This window comes from Mesorhizobium sp. L2C084A000, from assembly GCF_000502875.1.
In the GTDB taxonomy this organism is placed as follows: domain Bacteria; phylum Pseudomonadota; class Alphaproteobacteria; order Rhizobiales; family Rhizobiaceae; genus Mesorhizobium.
Genome location: NZ_AYWX01000001.1, coordinates 610616 through 625085, shown reverse-complemented (window position 1 = coordinate 625085; position 14470 = coordinate 610616). Strand labels below are relative to the sequence as shown.

Here is a 14470-nt window from a genome sequence, read left to right as displayed (position 1 = left end):
AACCTTTTCGGGGTTCGATGCGACTGTCGAGTATGCAGGCTCCCACTCCCTGCCGGATCCCCCCGGCCCGCCTGCACTCTGCCCGGTCCTCCCAGGACCGGGCTTTTCTCTTTCTACCTCAGCGAAGACCGCTACCGCCGATCCATATCCCGCTTGAACTGGTCGAAGATCGTCTCCACGCCCTTCTGGTAGTCGTCACGCTGCTGGGCGCCGGTCTCGAACATCTTGCCGAACAGGTCGTCGAACGGGTTTTTCGGCCGGCCGCTCGGATTGACCTGTGGCTGCGGTGCCTGACGCTGCTGTGGGGGCGCTTGAGGCTGTTGCGGCGCCGGCTGTCCGCCAGGGATGCCGCCTAAGCCTCCGCCACCTTGCCGCAGCATCTCCTCGAAGATTTTCCCCAGCGGATTGTCTCCGTAGGGGCTTTGTGTCTGCTGCGGCTGCGCCCGCCCTTGCGGCTGCGGCTGAGGCGCGCCACCGCCGAACATGTCCTGCAGCACCTTGCCGAGCGGATTGTCGCCGTAGGGATTGGGCTGCGGCTGCGGCTGGCTTTGCGGCTGTGGCTGAGGCGCACCGCCGCCGAACATGTCCTGCAATACCTTGCCGAGCGGGTTGTCAATCGGGTTCTGGGGTGGCGGCGCCTGGTGCGGCTGCGGCGCCGGGGCCTGCATGCCGCCGCCTTGCCGCATCATCTGCTCGATGATCTCGCCGAGCGGATTGTTGCCGCCGCCAAAACCGCCGGCGGCCTGCATCTGATTTGTCGTCTGCTTGAACAGCCCGCCCATGACCATCGAGGCGATCGCCGGCAGCATCTGCTGCAGGATCTGCTGATTGACGCCGCTGGCTTGCGCCGCCTGGCTGGCCACGGCGCGAGACAGGTCTTTCGAGCCGAACAGGTGCCCGAGAATGCCGTTGCCCTCATCGACGCCTTGCGGCGAGAAGGCCCGGGTTGCGTCCTCGAAATACTTGGCGTGCTGGCCGCTGGCCATCGCCGTCATGAAGGCGCCGAGCCCGTAAGGGTCGGCGGTGTTGCGCTGCAGCCCTTGCGAAAAGGCGGGCAGCAATGCGGCGACCGCGGCTTGCGTCTGCTGCATCGAAAGCCCGTATTGCTGGGCAAGGGCCTGCATGCCGTTGCCGTTCTGGGCCTGCGTCAGCATGTCGAACAAGGAAGGCATTGGTCTCTCCTCCGGAAATCCTCGCCGAAGAAGCCTAGTTTGTTTCCACTTCCGATTGAAGCGACTTTTGCCGGCCGGTCAGCTTTCCCAGATCCGAGGGTTAATAGGCGTATTCCATGAAAACCGGCTCGATCGAGCCGCCCCAGCGTGTGTGATAGGCCGACAGCATCTCCTCGGCGCTGGTGGTGCCGCGCGCCACGACTTCGTCCAACGTGTTGAGGAAGGAGGTCTCGTCGTAGCCGTCGCGGTTCTTCTTGCCACGGTTCTTCAGCCCCATGCGGGAAATGACCATCACGTCACGCGCGATCTCGCGCAGCGTGGTGTTGCGGAACGGTGCGGAAATGCCTTGTTCCGGCACGGCGTTGCGCATCGCCAGCGTTTCTTCATACGTCCAGCTCGAGGTCAGCGCCTCGGCGGCATCGAGTGCGGCCTCATCATAAAGCAATCCGACCCAGAAGGCCGGCAGCGCGCAGATGCGCCGCCATGGCCCGCCATCGGCGCCGCGCATCTCGAGGAAGCGCTTCAGCCGCACGTCCGGGAACAGCGTTGACAGATGGTTCGCCCAGTCGCCCATTGTCGGCAGCCCGTCCGGCACTTCATTGCGCGCGGCCCCGGCCATGAACTGGCGGAAGGTGATGTGGGTCATGTCGTGATAGCGGTCGTCGCGGATGACGAAATACATCGGCACGTCGAGCGCCCATTCGACATAGTCGGCAAAGCCGAAATCGGGCGAGAAGCAGAATTCGAGCAGGCCCGAGCGCTGGTTGTCGGTGTCGCGCCAGATGTCGCCGCGCCAGCTCTGCAAGCCGTTCGGGTGGCTTTCGGTGAAAGGCGAATTGGCGAACAATGCCGTCGACAGCGGCTGCAGCTTCAATGACACCTGCATCTTGCGGCGCATGTCCGCCTCGCTCTCGAAGTCGAGATTCACCTGGATCGTGCAGGTGCGGTACATCATGTCGAGGCCCTTGGTGCCCACCTTGGGCATGTAGCGCGTCATGATCTCGTAGCGCGATTTCGGCATTTTCGGCGTCTCGGCCAGCGACCATTTCGGACTGCCGCCGAGGCCGAGGAAGCGGATGCCCATCGGCTCGGCGATCTCGCGCACCTGCGCCAGATGGGCGTTGCCCTCCCGGCAGGTCTGGTGGATCGTCTCCAGCGGTGCGCCGGAAAGTTCGAACTGGCCGCCGGGTTCCAGCGAAATCGCACCCTGACCGGTCGGTTCGACCAGGCCAATGATGCGGCCGTCATCGACGATCGGATCCCAGCCGAGCTTTGACTGCATGCCTTCGAGAATGGCGCGGATGCCGCGCTCGCCGCCATAGGGGACCGGTGCATTGCCGTCGACATAGAAGGGGAATTTCTCGTGCTCGGTGCCGATGCGCCATTTGTCGCGCGGCTTGTTGCCTTCGGCCAGATGCTCGACGAGTTCGTCGACACCTTCGATCGGGCGGAAATCGGTCGTATCGCGCGCCATTATGAACCCTCTGCACATGACCCCGAAAATCGGCTTTCGACTTTCGCTGGGGATCATATGCCCCAATGGAATGCTACAGTGTCCTTTGCACGTCCGAAAGGAGGCCGGCGCTGTAGGACGATCGGACGATCGCCGGCGCTAAATGGACGAAATGTCAGCAGACGATCAAGCGAAAAATCCTGAGCCACAGGTCAACAGGAATTGAACGTGGCAGCGCTGCCCATTCCTTGCAAGAGGCGAGGTCTTACCAGTCTCCGACTGTCGCCTGCATCACCGCGAGCGCGGCCACCGCCGCCGTGTCGGCGCGCAGGATACGCGGGCCGAGCGGAATGGCGGTGACGAAGGGCAGGGCGCGCAGCATCTTGCGCTCGTCGTCGGAAAAGCCACCCTCCGGCCCGACCAGCAGCCCAAGCTTCTTTTCCTTGACCGCCTGCAGCGCGGCCAGCGGATTGTTGGTCGAAGCATCCTCATCGCAGAAGATCAGCCGTCGCCCTGTGTCCCAGCCGATCAGCAGGCGGTCGAATTTTTCGGCTTCGTGCACCTGAGGTACCGCCAAGATGCCGCATTGTTCGGCGGCTTCGACGACATTGGCGCGCAGGCGATCGATCGACGGCTTGGCCACTTGCGTGTGCTGGGTGATGACCGGCTGCAGGACGCCGGCGCCCATCTCGACCGCCTTCTGCACGAGATAGTCGAGCCGGCCCTGCTTCAGTGGCGCAAAGCAGTAGACGAGATCGGGCAGCGGCGGCTGCGGTCGCTGCAGCGCCGACACCTTCAGTCGAACCGACCTTTTCGTCTTCGCCGCGATGGCCGCCGACCACTCGCCGCCGCGGCCATTGAACACCAGGATTTCGGCGCCTTCGCCAAGCCGCAGCACATGCAGGAGATAGTGGCTCTGCTGTTGGCCGGCGTCGAACTCTACATCCGGCGCGAGATCGTCGGGCACGAACAGACGTTGCATCTTGTAATTGGCGCGCATCGCCGAGGAATGAGCGAGCCGGCTGCCGGCGTCAAGCCTCGGCGGTCGGATGCCACACCGGCCGAAAGCCATACCCCAGCACGGCGAGCGTTGTGGCCGGTGTCAGCAGCGAGAGTGTCTTGCCGTTGAGCAGGCCGAAATCGCCGGGATGCCCATACCCGGCAAACGACCAGCGCAGCGTCTTGCCCCGACGCAAAGCATAAACCGTGGCGCCATCCGCGACCATGGCGCCGTCCGGCAGGCCGGCAAGGTCTTCAACCGCAACCACTGGCGGCCTGCCGCCCGAGGCCAGCCGCTCCTTGTGCAGCCGCCTGTCGACCATCGGCGCACGCGGTTCGGCAATGCCGAAGGCGTCGCCGAAGCGGCCGACGAAATCCCTGGCCCGTTCGCGCTGGCAAAAGAAGCAGGGGCGATGCCCGCCAGCCAATGCAGTCACCTCGTCGAGGAAGAACAGCTCGGTCCAGCCCGCTTTGCCGCCCTTCCGGTTGCGGCCCATCGGTTCGCGCCGCACATCGCGGAATTGGCGGACGCAGATGATCCAGGCCGGAAGCGCCCAGCGCTTCTTCTTGAGCGTCTTCGTCTCGGGATCGTGGATGATGCCGCGATTGCCGGTGAACAGGCCGCGATCAGGCACGGCGTGGATGGTACCGAACGGATCGACCCGGTTCTGCAGTGGCATAGTTTTCTCTCCGGACACGCATCTTGGCTGCAATGCGAGCGGCATGATATCGCTCGTCGCATCTTTTTCATGTCAGCAGGGTTTTGTGATGCGGGTGCTGGTGGTCCAGAACTACGACAATACCGGCCTCGGCCAGGTCGGCGCAGCACTTGCGGAAGCGGGTGCCGATCTCGACCTGCGTCTCCCTTACAGGGGCGATCCCCTGCCGGACGCGGCCGGTCATGATGCCATGGTGGTGCTCGGCGGTGGCCAGAATGCGCTGGCCGACGATGAGTACCCCTATTTCCCGGCGCTGCTCGAACTGACCCGCGATTTTGCCGACAAGGATCGCGCCGTGCTCGGCATCTGCCTCGGCAGCCAGCTCGTCGCCCGTGCCTTCGGCGGCGAAAACCGCATCGGCGGCGCCAATGAGTTCGGTTGGCGCGGCGTATCGCTGACGGCGGACGCCAAGGCCGATCCGGTGTTGGGCGCGCTGCCGGAGAAATTCCCGATCTTCCAGTGGCATGACGACACCTTCGTGCTGCCCGAGGCCGCCGTGCGGCTCGCCGGCAACGATGTCGCCGAGAACCAGGCGTTTCGCGTCGGCCGCGCCGTCTATGGCTTCCAGTTCCATTTCGAGGCCGACCGGCCGATGGTCAAGGACTGGAGCACATCCTTTGCCCCGACCATCGCCGCCCGCCATCCCGACTGGGCCGGCAAGCTCGATGGCGAAATGGCCCGCAACGGACCCGATGCGGATGCCGCGGGTCTGGCCATTGCCCGCGCCTGGGTAGCGACCATCTGAGCGTTGGTCTCTCTGCACCCTCCAGCGTGACATAATTGGCACGCGGCGGTGAAACCGCCTGGGGAAAACCGTTTCATTCTTGGCTTGTGTCCGCCCGCCATCCTAGAAGGCGCGCGCTCTGCATCTTCTGTGCAACGGCTATGAACCTTTGTGTGACCCGCGCGACACACCGTTGATACAGAACATGCCTAGAAGCGCAAAATCGTCGAAACTTTGAAGCGAATTCTCCGTTTCAACGCATTGGTAACCGCCTGGTGCACAGATGCAGAAAGCTCAACAAGAGATGACCTCCGTGAAAGCAGCGCTTCTGTCCTTTGCCATGTTGTCCGCCATCGTGCTGTGCGGTCTCGGCATCTATGCCGCCGACGCAGCCAACAACCACAACGCCGTAGACGGTTACGGCGTCACCGCCTCGCTGCGCTAAAGGCGGGAAGCGTCTTTCGCGTCTTCCGACGCGCGACGCTCAAGCTTCCTTGATCGTCATTGTCAGGATGCGTTTGTCCGCGCCGTCGACGACGAGCGCGCTCAGCATGCCTGACTGCCAGGCAAGCGTGTCGATATTGACGCGGTTGGCCATCACTTCCGCCTCCGGCACCGGGGTGTGGCCGTGCACCACGATCTTCGGATAAAGGTCGGTGTGGTTGTGGAAGACGTCGCGGATCCAGATCAGGTCCTGTGGGTTTTGCTTCTCCAGAGGATTACCCGGCCTGATGCCGGCATGACAGAAGAAGAAGTCCCCGAAAATCGCGGAGAACGGCAGTGACCGCAGGAAGTCGATGTGGCTTTGCGGCACGGCCTCGACCAGGGCCTGATGTCCTTTGCGCACGGCCGATTCAGCCTTGCCGAACCATACGCTGGTGCCTTCACTGATCGCCACGCCGTAGGACTGTGCCGTCTGGATGCCGCCGAACCGGATGAAAAGCCCTTCCGGGTCAGGGGTCTTGAGAAAGTCGAGAAAACCGATGTCGTGGTTGCCGGCCAGCATCAGGTGACGAGGGTCGCGCTCTTGCGCTTCGATCAGGAAATCGATGACGCCCTTCGAGTCCGGCCCGCGGTCGACATAGTCGCCAAGATGGATGATGCGCCAGTCGGCAGGCGCCTCCTGCTCGATCTCGGCCCTGATGCGCAGATGCATGGCGGCCAGAAGGTCGAGCCGGCCGTGGACGTCGCCGATCGCATAGAGACGCATGCCGTCCGGCCCATGCGCGTCGAGAAAATGGATGCCGGGTTCTGCCAATTTTTCGGTGCCTCCGTGGTCAGGCGGTCACGGGACCTGGCGCCGGAGCTGGTCCTTGCCCATGTCGGTGACCAGACGCTTTCCGCATAGCGCCAGCGTGATGTCCATCTCCTTGCGGATGATTTCCAACGCCTTGGTAACCCCTTCCTTGCCAAGCGCCCCCAGGCCGTAAAGAAATGGCCGCCCGATATAGGTTCCCTTGGCACCGAGGCAAAGCGCCTTCAGCACATCCTGGCCGGAGCGGATGCCGCCATCCATATGCACTTCGATCGTGTCGCCGACCGCGTCGGCAATCTCTTCCAGCACGCTGATCGACGACGACGCACCATCGAGCTGGCGCCCGCCATGGTTGGAAACGATGATCGCGTCGGCGCCGGTCTTGGCCGCCATCAGCGCGTCCTCCTTGTCGAGAATGCCCTTGAGGATCAGCTTGCCGCCCCAGCGCTCCTTGATCCAGGCGACGTCCTTCCACGACAGATGCGGGTCGAACTGCTCCGTCGTCCACGATGCCAGCGAGGCCATGTTGCCGACGCCCTTGGCGTGGCCGACAATGTTGCGGAAGGTCCGCCGCTTCGTGCCGGCCATGGCGGCGCACCAGTGCGGGCGGATGGCCATGTCGACGATGTTCGTCAGCGTCAGCTTGGGTGGCGCGGAAAGCCCGTTGCGGATGTCCTTGTGGCGCTGACCGAGAATCTGCAGGTCGAGCGTCAGCACGAGCGCCGAGCATTTCGCCGCCTTTGCCCTGTCGATCAGGTTGAGCACGAAATCCTTGTCACGCAGCACATAGAGCTGAAACCAGAACGGCTTCGTGGTTACCGAGGCGACATCCTCGATCGAGCAGATGCTCATCGTCGACAAGGTAAACGGCACGCCGAATTCCTCCGCCGCCTGAGCCGCCAGCATCTCGCCATTGGCGTGCTGCATGCCGGTCATGCCGGTTGGCGCCAATGCCACCGGCATCGACACTTTTTCGCCGATCATCGTCGACGCCAGCGAACGGTTGTCCATGTCGACGAGCACGCGCTGGCGGAACTTGATCTTCTGGAAGTCCTCTTCGTTGGCCCGATACGTGCCTTCGGTCCACGAACCGGAATCGGCATAGTCGAAGAACATCTTCGGCACGCGCCGGCGGGCGAGGTCCTTGAGGTCGGCGATGGTCAGGATCTGGCTCATGGGTTCCCGTCTCGATAGCTAGGAGCGTTTGCGTGCTGGTTCTGTATCGGTGGCGTCGACGCGCTGTTTCAACCTCAGTCGCGAGACGCGCTGCCAGTCGCCGCTGCGCTCGGCCTCCGCCATCGACCGTTCGACATAGGTGATGTGGTCCATCGCCGCTTGCCGGGCAGCATCCGGATCGCCGGCCTTCACCGCCGCATGGATCGCGCGGTGCTGCGCGAGCAGGGCGTCGCGCGCGCCGGGCACGCTGAACACCAGCAGCCGGTTCTGGAACACGCCCTCCGACAACAGCCGGTAACAGGAGCGCAGCGTGTGCAAAAGGATGATGTTGTGCGCGCATTCGCAGATCGCGTGGTGGAACTCGACATCGATCTCGGCTTCGTCGTCGAAGTCGCCGGTCCGGTGCGCATCGTCCATGCGTGCCATGATCTTGTCGAGCAGCGCCATGTCGTCCGCAGTGGCGCGCCGTGCCGCGTATTCAGCCGCGACCCCTTCGATCTCGCGGCGGTATTCCAGATAATCGGTCACTGCCTTGCGGTGCATCGAGATCAGGTCCGTCACCGGCTTGGTGAAAAGCTGGCCGATGACATCGGCGACATGCGTGCCGCCGCCGGGCCTTGTCGTCAAAAGGCCGCGTCCTTCCAGTGCCTTCAGGGCGTCACGCAGGATCGGCCGGGATACGTCGAACTGGCGTGCAAGCTCGCGCTCGCCCGGCAGCCGGTCGCCGGTGCGCAGCACGCCTTCGAGGATGAGGCTCTCGATCTGCTGCACCACCTCGTCGGCGGTGCGCGAATGCTCGATCCTGGAAAAAATGTCGCTCAACAGAATGCCTGGAAGGTGAACCGGTGTCGCAGAATAGAGCCTGCCTCGCCAACTGGTCAAATTATTTATCCAATTGACAAAAGCGTGCCGATTTTTCGCCCTGATGCCATCATCTTCGGCTAACTTTGCTGTTTGCGTCATAAGGCCATTGGCACTAGAGGGACGCACGTGCAAGAGGGTTCAAGGAACCCAGGGAACAAGCCGTGTCAGACGACCCGTCCGATCTCGAATTCCAGCCGCGCGCCAAGGGCAGCGTCATGGGCTTTCCCGCGCATGAGGGGCGGCCCGGCGCACTCGGCGAGGTTCATGCCCGGCCGCATCCGCTGATCGAAAAGCCACGCGTCCTGATGCAACTCGCCTTCATGACGGAGGGTGGCTCCGGCGTCGACCACGCGGTGCTTTCCGAACTGTCGCGGCGCCTCGGCATCGCCGCGCCCGACCGCCAGGCCCGCCACCATGCCATGAAATGGGGCAAGGGCTCGCTGCGCTGGGAGCGGCACACCGAATTCTCGACCTATTTGTGGGAAGGGCCGCTTTCCGAAAGCGGCAGGACGCCGGAGGACTCCCCGTTCGGCAACGGGTTCTCGCCGCCGGGAACCTGCATCTCCGGCATCAGGCTCGAAATCCGCAAATGGACGCAAGCGAGCGAGCAGCTGATAGCCGGTTTCGATCCGACCAGCCTGTGCTACTCGCTGGTCGAGCGCGGAAACGCCGCCATCGTCACCGATTTTCGCCAGGATGGCGATGGCCTGACCCGCATGCTGCTGCTCGATCGCGGCTTGACCCCGGCGCGCACCGGCGCGTTGTCGCAGCGGCTTATCGATATCGAAACCTATCGGACGCTGGCCATGCTCGGCCTGCCGCTGGCGTTGACCTTGTCCGGCCGCGCCCGCCGCATCGAAGACCGGCTGGCGCAGACCACGCTGGAGATGAAGGTCGCCGGGACACGCGACAGCCAGACCTTGCTGGCCGATCTGACCGAACTTGCGGCGGAGCTGGAGGCGGACGCGGCATCGAGCCTTTACCGCTTCGGCGCCAGCCGCGCTTATGACGGCATCGTCGGCGAACGGCTGGAGGCGCTCGAGGAAGAGGCTGTGCCCGGTTATGACACATGGCGCGGGTTCCTGCAGCGCCGTGTGGCACCCGCAATGCGCACCTGCCGCTCGGTCGAGGAGCGGCAGGAAAATCTGTCGCGAAAACTGACCCGCGCCACGACGCTGCTGCGCACCTGGGTCGATGTCGAGGTCGAGAAGCAGAACCGCGACCTGCTTGCCTCGATGAACAACCGCGCCCGCCTGCAACTGCGCCTGCAGCAGACCGTCGAGGGGCTCTCGGTCGCCGCCGTCTCCTATTATGTGGTCGGCCTTGTCGGCTATGTCGCCAAGGGCGCCTCGATCTTCGGCCATGCCTTCGCGCCGGAGATCGTTACCGCTGCTTCGGTGCCTGTCGCCATCCTGCTGGTCTGGTGGGGCGTACGCCGTGTGCGCCGGATGCATTCCGAGCCCGGCAAGCCGCCCGGCGAATAGATCTGCTCACCCTCCCCTTGTGGGGAGGGTCGGCTCATGATCGCAGCGAAGCGAAGATCGTGAGACGGGGTGGTGGTCCTCGTAGAGCGCCGCGCGGACCCCCACCCCGCTCGCTTCGTTCGCGACCCTCCCCACAAGGGGAGGGTGAGAGAGCGGCAGATTGCCGCTGAGGAAGCTTGCCTCAGCCTTGAAGCGGATTCCCCGCCGCCACAGGATTTGCACCCAACGCGCTTCACTGGTAAAAGATTTTGACCAGTCAAGCGAAATGAGGCTGCTGATGTCCGGCTTGGCCATGCCGAAACCAGACGACGCCACGATGCGCCGGCGCGACGAGATCGTCGCCGACATGCGCATCATCGTGCCGGGTGAGGGCGTCGTCGACGCCGCCAATTCCATGCGCGCCTTCGAGAGCGACGGCCTGACCGCCTATCGGCAGCTGCCGCTGGTTGTCGTGCTGCCGCAAACGGTGGCGCAGGTTTCGCGCGTGCTGAAATACTGCAACGACCGCAACATCCGCGTCGTGCCGCGCGGCTCCGGCACCTCGCTGTCGGGCGGCGCGCTGCCGCTCGAGGACGCGGTGCTTTTGGTCATGAGCCGCTTCAACCGCATCCTCGGGATCGATTTCCCCAATCGCGTCGTCGTTGCCCAGCCGGGCGTCACCAATCTCGGCATCACCACCGCCGTCGAGCAGGAGGGCTTTTACTACGCCCCCGATCCATCCTCCCAGATTGCCTGCTCGATCGGCGGCAATGTCGCGGAGAATTCCGGTGGCGTGCACTGCCTGAAATACGGCCTTACCGCCAACAATGTGCTCGGCATCGAGATGGTGCTGATGAATGGCGAGGTGGTGCGGCTGGGGGGCAGTCACCTTGATGCGGAAGGCTACGACCTGCTCGGCGTCATGACCGGCTCCGAAGGGCTGCTCGGCGTCGTCACCGAGGTTACCGTACGCATCCTGAAGAAGCCGGAGACGGCACGTGCACTGCTGATCGGCTTCCCGACCAGCGAGCAGGGCGGTCAGTGCGTTGCCGACATCATCGGCGCCGGCATCATCCCGGGCGGCATGGAGATGATGGACCGGCCGGCGATCCATGCGGCGGAAGATTTCGTTCATGCCGGCTATCCCCTCGATGTCGAGGCGCTGCTGATCGTCGAGCTCGACGGCCCCGGCGTCGAGGTCGATCATCTGATCGGGCTGGTCGAGGCGATCGCCTACAAGAACGGCTCGACCACCTGCCGCATTTCGCAGTCGGAACAGGAACGGCTGAGCTTCTGGGCCGGCCGCAAGGCGGCGTTTCCGGCCGTTGGCCGCATCTCGCCCGACTACTACTGCATGGACGGCACCATCCCGCGCAAGGAGCTGCCGCGCGTGCTCGCCGGCATGCGCGAGCTGTCGGAAAAATACGGTCTCGGCGTCGCCAATGTCTTTCATGCCGGCGACGGCAATCTGCATCCGCTGATCCTCTACGATGCCAACGTACCGGGCGAACTCGACAAGGCCGAAAGCTTCGGCGCCGACATATTGCGGCTCTGCGTCAAGGTCGGCGGCGTCTTGACCGGCGAACACGGTGTGGGCGTGGAAAAACGCGACTTGATGCCGGAAATGTTCACCCAGATCGATCTCGACCAGCAGATGCGGGTCAAATGTGCCTTCGATCCCAACCATCTGCTCAACCCGGGAAAAGTGTTCCCGCAGCTGCGGCGATGCGCCGAGCTTGGGCGGATGCACATTTCCGGCGGCAAACTGCCGTTCCCAGACATTCCGAGGTTTTGAGGGATATGTCGGCGCTTGAACACCCCCCTCTGTCCTGCCGGACATCTCCCCCGCTAGGGGGGAGATTGGATGTCGTTTTGGCTTTCGCCAATCACCAAGGTTTGAAAGGCGCGGTCGTGCGAGCTGCCAATCTCCCCCCTTGCGGGGGAGATGTCCGGCAGGACAGAGGGGGGTGTGAAGAAACGCGGCCGATGTGGCCTTCCCCGCTTCGCTGGGCGAGGAACAGGGGTCGCCCATGACCACCTTCACCCCGACCACCTCATCCGAAGTCCCCTCCACCGTCGCCTGGGCAGCGGCGGAAGGCTCGCCGCTGGAAATCCTCGGCCACGGCTCCAAGCGTGGCATCGGCCGGCCGCTGCAAACCGAACACACGCTCGACCTGTCGAGGCTCACCGGCGTCACGCTCTATGAACCGGCTGAACTGGTGCTGTCGGCAAAAGCCGGCACACCGCTGGCCGAGATCGAAAAGCTGCTGGCGGAAAACGGCCAGCAGCTTGCCTTCGAGCCGATGGACTACGGCCCACTGCTCGGCGGCGAAGCTGGCAAAGGCACAATCGGCGGCGTGCTCGCCGCGAACCTCTCCGGTCCGCGCCGGCTGAAGGCGGGCGCGGCGCGCGATCATATCCTGGGCATCAATGTGGTGTCCGGGCGCGGCGAGGCCTTCAAGTCGGGCGGTCGCGTGGTCAAGAACGTCACCGGCTATGACATGTCCAAGCTGATGGCCAACAGCTGGGGCACGCTGGCCGCCTTCACCGACGTCACCTTCAAGGTGCTGCCGGCAGCCGAGACCGAAGTCACGCTCGCCATCCGTGGCTTGCTCGACGATGCCGCTGCCGCCGCCATGGCCCTGGCGCTTGGCTCGAGTGCTGAAGTGTCGAGTGCCGCCCATCTGCCGGAGCGGATCGCCGCGCGCGTCGCCGGCGGCAGTCTCGGCAGCGAGGCCGCCACGCTGCTGCGTGTCGAGGGTTTCGGCCCGTCGGTTGCCTACCGTATTGCCGCGCTGAAAACGCTGCTCGGCAAGGCCGGGCCGCTGCAGGAGATTGCCGGTGAAACCTCACGGCTGATCTGGCGCGATGTGCGCGATTGCAGGCCCTTCGCCGACAACGGCGAGAAACCGGTCTGGCGTGTCTCGATGACGCCGGGACAGTGCCACCAGATGGTCCTGACACTGCGCATGCAGGCCGCCGTCAGCGCCTTCTATGACTGGCAGGGCGGGCTGGTGTGGCTGCGCATGGAACAAGGCGACCCGGAAGCCGCCCTGCTGCGCGGGCTGTTGAGGAAACATGGCGGCGGCCATGCGACGCTGGTGCGTGCCGCACCTTCGCATCGCGCCGCTCTGCCGGTGTTCGAGCCGCAGCCGCCGGCGCTTGCCGCACTAGCGGTGCGCCTGAAACAGGAATTCGACCCGAAGAATATCCTCAATCCCGGCCGAATGGCCTAGGACATCAGCGATGCAGACCAATTTTTCGCTTGCCCAGCTTGCCGATCCGCATGTCGCGGAATCGGAAAAGATCCTGCGCAAATGCGTGCATTGCGGCTTCTGCACCGCCACCTGCCCGACCTATGTGACGCTTGGCAACGAGCTCGATTCACCGCGCGGGCGCATCTACCTGATCAAGGACATGCTGGAAAACGGCCGTCCGGCCGACAAGGAGATCGTCACCCATATCGATCGCTGCCTGTCCTGCCTTGCCTGCATGACCACCTGCCCGTCGGGCGTCAACTACATGCATCTGGTCGACCATGCCCGCGCCCATATCCAGGAGACCTACAAGCGGCCGCTGCTCGACCGCCTGACCCGCGCCATGCTGGCCTTCGTGCTGCCCTATCCCCAGCGTTTTCGCGCCGCGCTCAAGCTGGCGAAGCTGGGCAAGCCGTTTATGGGCTTGTTCGACAAGGTTCCGGCGCTGAAGCCGCTGAGTGCGATGCTCAAGCTCGCGCCGGCCTCGATCCCGACAGCATCGTCGATAGCTTCACCTGGCATCCATGCCGGGCAGGGGAGCAAAAGAGGCCGCGTCGCCATCCTCACCGGCTGCGCGCAATCGGTGCTCGATCCCGCCATCAACGACACCACGATTTCGCTGCTGACGCGGCTCGGTGTCGAGGTCGTGGTGCCACCGGGCGAGGGCTGCTGCGGGGCGCTGGTTCATCATATGGGGCGCGAGCAGGCCGCGCTTGCCTCTGCGAGGCAGAATGTCGATGCCTGGACGCGCGCCATCGAACAAGGCGGGCTCGATGCCATCGTCATCACTGCCTCCGGCTGCGGCACGACGATCAAGGACTACGGCTTCATGCTGCGGCTCGACCCGGCCTATGCCGACAAGGCGGCGCGCGTTTCGGCGCTGGCCAAGGACATTACCGAATATCTCTCGACCTTCGACCTGCCTGAACCGGCGCGCAAGCCGGGCACGGTCGTCGCCTATCACTCGGCCTGTTCGATGCAGCACGGCCAGAAGATCACCCGCCAGCCGAAGGAACTGCTCGCCAAGGCCGGCTTCATCGTGCGCGAGCCGCGCGAAGGGCATTTGTGCTGCGGTTCGGCCGGCACCTACAACATCCTGCAGTCCGAAATCTCGGCCAAACTGCGCGACCGCAAGGTGACAAACATCGAGGCGACGGGGGCTTCGATCGTCGCCACCGGCAACATCGGCTGCATCACCCAGATCGCTTCCGCCGCCAAGCTGCCGGTGGTGCACACGATAAAACTGCTCGACTGGGCCTATGGCGGACCGATGCCGGAAGGGGTCCCCGAGGAAAGGCTGGTTGCGGCTGAGTAGCGTGGCGTTGCCGCTGTCAGAGTTAACGGCAAGTCTCCCTCATCCGGCCGCTTCGCGGCCACCTTCTCCCCGA

The 14470-nt window shown here is 64.2% G+C and carries 13 protein-coding genes; 6 read left to right on the top strand and 7 right to left on the bottom strand.

All coding sequences use genetic code 11. The annotated features are described in order from the left end of the window. Positions 1 to 131: 131 nt before the first annotated feature. The 4 genes from X735_RS162725 to X735_RS162740 all read right to left on the bottom strand — a co-directional run bounded on the left by X735_RS162725 (position 132) and on the right by X735_RS162740 (position 4304). The gene (locus X735_RS162725; RefSeq protein WP_023809036.1) at positions 132 to 1172 is read right to left on the bottom strand and encodes a DUF937 domain-containing protein; all 1041 of its coding nucleotides are present in this window, start codon (positions 1170 to 1172) and stop codon (positions 132 to 134) included. A gap of 100 nt (positions 1173 to 1272) precedes the next feature. After that, on the bottom strand, positions 1273 to 2646 hold the full coding sequence (locus X735_RS162730) for a glutamate--cysteine ligase (RefSeq protein WP_023809035.1): 1374 nt from the start codon (positions 2644 to 2646) through the stop codon (positions 1273 to 1275). A 244-nt stretch (positions 2647 to 2890) separates the two neighbouring features. Continuing rightward, positions 2891 to 3625 carry a 16S rRNA (uracil(1498)-N(3))-methyltransferase gene (locus tag X735_RS162735; RefSeq protein ID WP_023809034.1) on the bottom strand — a complete coding sequence of 245 codons (735 nt, stop codon included), beginning with the start codon at positions 3623 to 3625 and terminating at the stop codon, positions 2891 to 2893. Positions 3626 to 3656: 31 nt separating this feature from the next. Next, on the bottom strand, positions 3657 to 4304 hold the full coding sequence (locus X735_RS162740; protein WP_023809033.1) for a hypothetical protein: 648 nt from the start codon (positions 4302 to 4304) through the stop codon (positions 3657 to 3659). An 88-nt stretch (positions 4305 to 4392) separates the two neighbouring features. On the opposite strand from X735_RS162740, the gene X735_RS162745 reads away from it, so the two are divergent. Further along, positions 4393 to 5088, top strand: coding sequence for a type 1 glutamine amidotransferase (locus X735_RS162745; protein ID WP_023809032.1), 696 nt, complete (start codon positions 4393 to 4395; stop codon positions 5086 to 5088). A gap of 292 nt (positions 5089 to 5380) precedes the next feature. Beyond that, positions 5381 to 5512 carry a hypothetical protein gene (locus X735_RS1000000170220; RefSeq protein ID WP_013893872.1) on the top strand — a complete coding sequence of 44 codons (132 nt, stop codon included), beginning with the start codon at positions 5381 to 5383 and terminating at the stop codon, positions 5510 to 5512. A 39-nt stretch (positions 5513 to 5551) separates the two neighbouring features. Here X735_RS1000000170220 and X735_RS162750 read toward each other — a convergent pair whose 3' ends face one another. Genes X735_RS162750 through X735_RS162760 form a run of 3 tightly spaced genes read right to left on the bottom strand, consistent with a single transcriptional unit; the run spans position 5552 to position 8320 of the window. After that, on the bottom strand, positions 5552 to 6325 hold the full coding sequence (locus X735_RS162750) for a metallophosphoesterase family protein (protein WP_023809031.1): 774 nt from the start codon (positions 6323 to 6325) through the stop codon (positions 5552 to 5554). Between the two features lie 27 nt (positions 6326 to 6352). Beyond that, a complete protein-coding gene (locus X735_RS162755; protein ID WP_023809030.1) occupies positions 6353 to 7498 on the bottom strand; it encodes an alpha-hydroxy acid oxidase in 1146 nt (381 codons plus the stop codon). An 18-nt stretch (positions 7499 to 7516) separates the two neighbouring features. Next, positions 7517 to 8320, bottom strand: a complete 804-nt coding sequence (locus X735_RS162760; RefSeq protein ID WP_023809029.1) for an FCD domain-containing protein — start codon at positions 8318 to 8320, stop codon at positions 7517 to 7519. 203 nt (positions 8321 to 8523) lie between these two features. Between X735_RS162760 and X735_RS162765 the strand changes: the two genes are divergently transcribed. The 4 genes from X735_RS162765 to glcF all read left to right on the top strand — a co-directional run bounded on the left by X735_RS162765 (position 8524) and on the right by glcF (position 14397). Next, positions 8524 to 9846, top strand: coding sequence for a DUF3422 family protein (locus X735_RS162765; RefSeq protein WP_023809028.1), 1323 nt, complete (start codon positions 8524 to 8526; stop codon positions 9844 to 9846). 277 nt (positions 9847 to 10123) lie between these two features. Continuing rightward, a complete protein-coding gene (locus X735_RS162770; protein ID WP_023809027.1) occupies positions 10124 to 11620 on the top strand; it encodes an FAD-linked oxidase C-terminal domain-containing protein in 1497 nt (498 codons plus the stop codon). A 235-nt stretch (positions 11621 to 11855) separates the two neighbouring features. Beyond that, on the top strand, positions 11856 to 13061 hold the full coding sequence (locus X735_RS162775; protein ID WP_023809026.1) for an FAD-binding protein: 1206 nt from the start codon (positions 11856 to 11858) through the stop codon (positions 13059 to 13061). Positions 13062 to 13071: 10 nt separating this feature from the next. Then, the gene (gene glcF, locus X735_RS162780; protein WP_023809025.1) at positions 13072 to 14397 is read left to right on the top strand and encodes a glycolate oxidase subunit GlcF; all 1326 of its coding nucleotides are present in this window, start codon (positions 13072 to 13074) and stop codon (positions 14395 to 14397) included. The last annotated feature ends 73 nt before the right edge of the window (positions 14398 to 14470 follow it).

Excerpts from the sequence above, each read along its gene's own strand:
- X735_RS162755 (WP_023809030.1), bottom strand. The coding sequence starts at position 7,498 with ATGAGCCAGATCCTGACCATCGCCGACCTCAAGGACCTCGCCCGCCGG.
- glcF (WP_023809025.1), top strand. The coding sequence starts at position 13,072 with ATGCAGACCAATTTTTCGCTTGCCCAGCTTGCCGATCCGCATGTCGCG.
- X735_RS162740 (WP_023809033.1), bottom strand. The coding sequence starts at position 4,304 with ATGCCACTGCAGAACCGGGTCGATCCGTTCGGTACCATCCACGCCGTG.
- X735_RS162730 (WP_023809035.1), bottom strand. The coding sequence starts at position 2,646 with ATGGCGCGCGATACGACCGATTTCCGCCCGATCGAAGGTGTCGACGAA.
- X735_RS162770 (WP_023809027.1), top strand. The coding sequence starts at position 10,124 with ATGTCCGGCTTGGCCATGCCGAAACCAGACGACGCCACGATGCGCCGG.
- X735_RS162725 (WP_023809036.1), bottom strand. The coding sequence starts at position 1,172 with ATGCCTTCCTTGTTCGACATGCTGACGCAGGCCCAGAACGGCAACGGC.
- X735_RS162745 (WP_023809032.1), top strand. The coding sequence starts at position 4,393 with ATGCGGGTGCTGGTGGTCCAGAACTACGACAATACCGGCCTCGGCCAG.
- X735_RS162775 (WP_023809026.1), top strand. The coding sequence starts at position 11,856 with ATGACCACCTTCACCCCGACCACCTCATCCGAAGTCCCCTCCACCGTC.
- X735_RS162735 (WP_023809034.1), bottom strand. The coding sequence starts at position 3,625 with ATGCGCGCCAATTACAAGATGCAACGTCTGTTCGTGCCCGACGATCTC.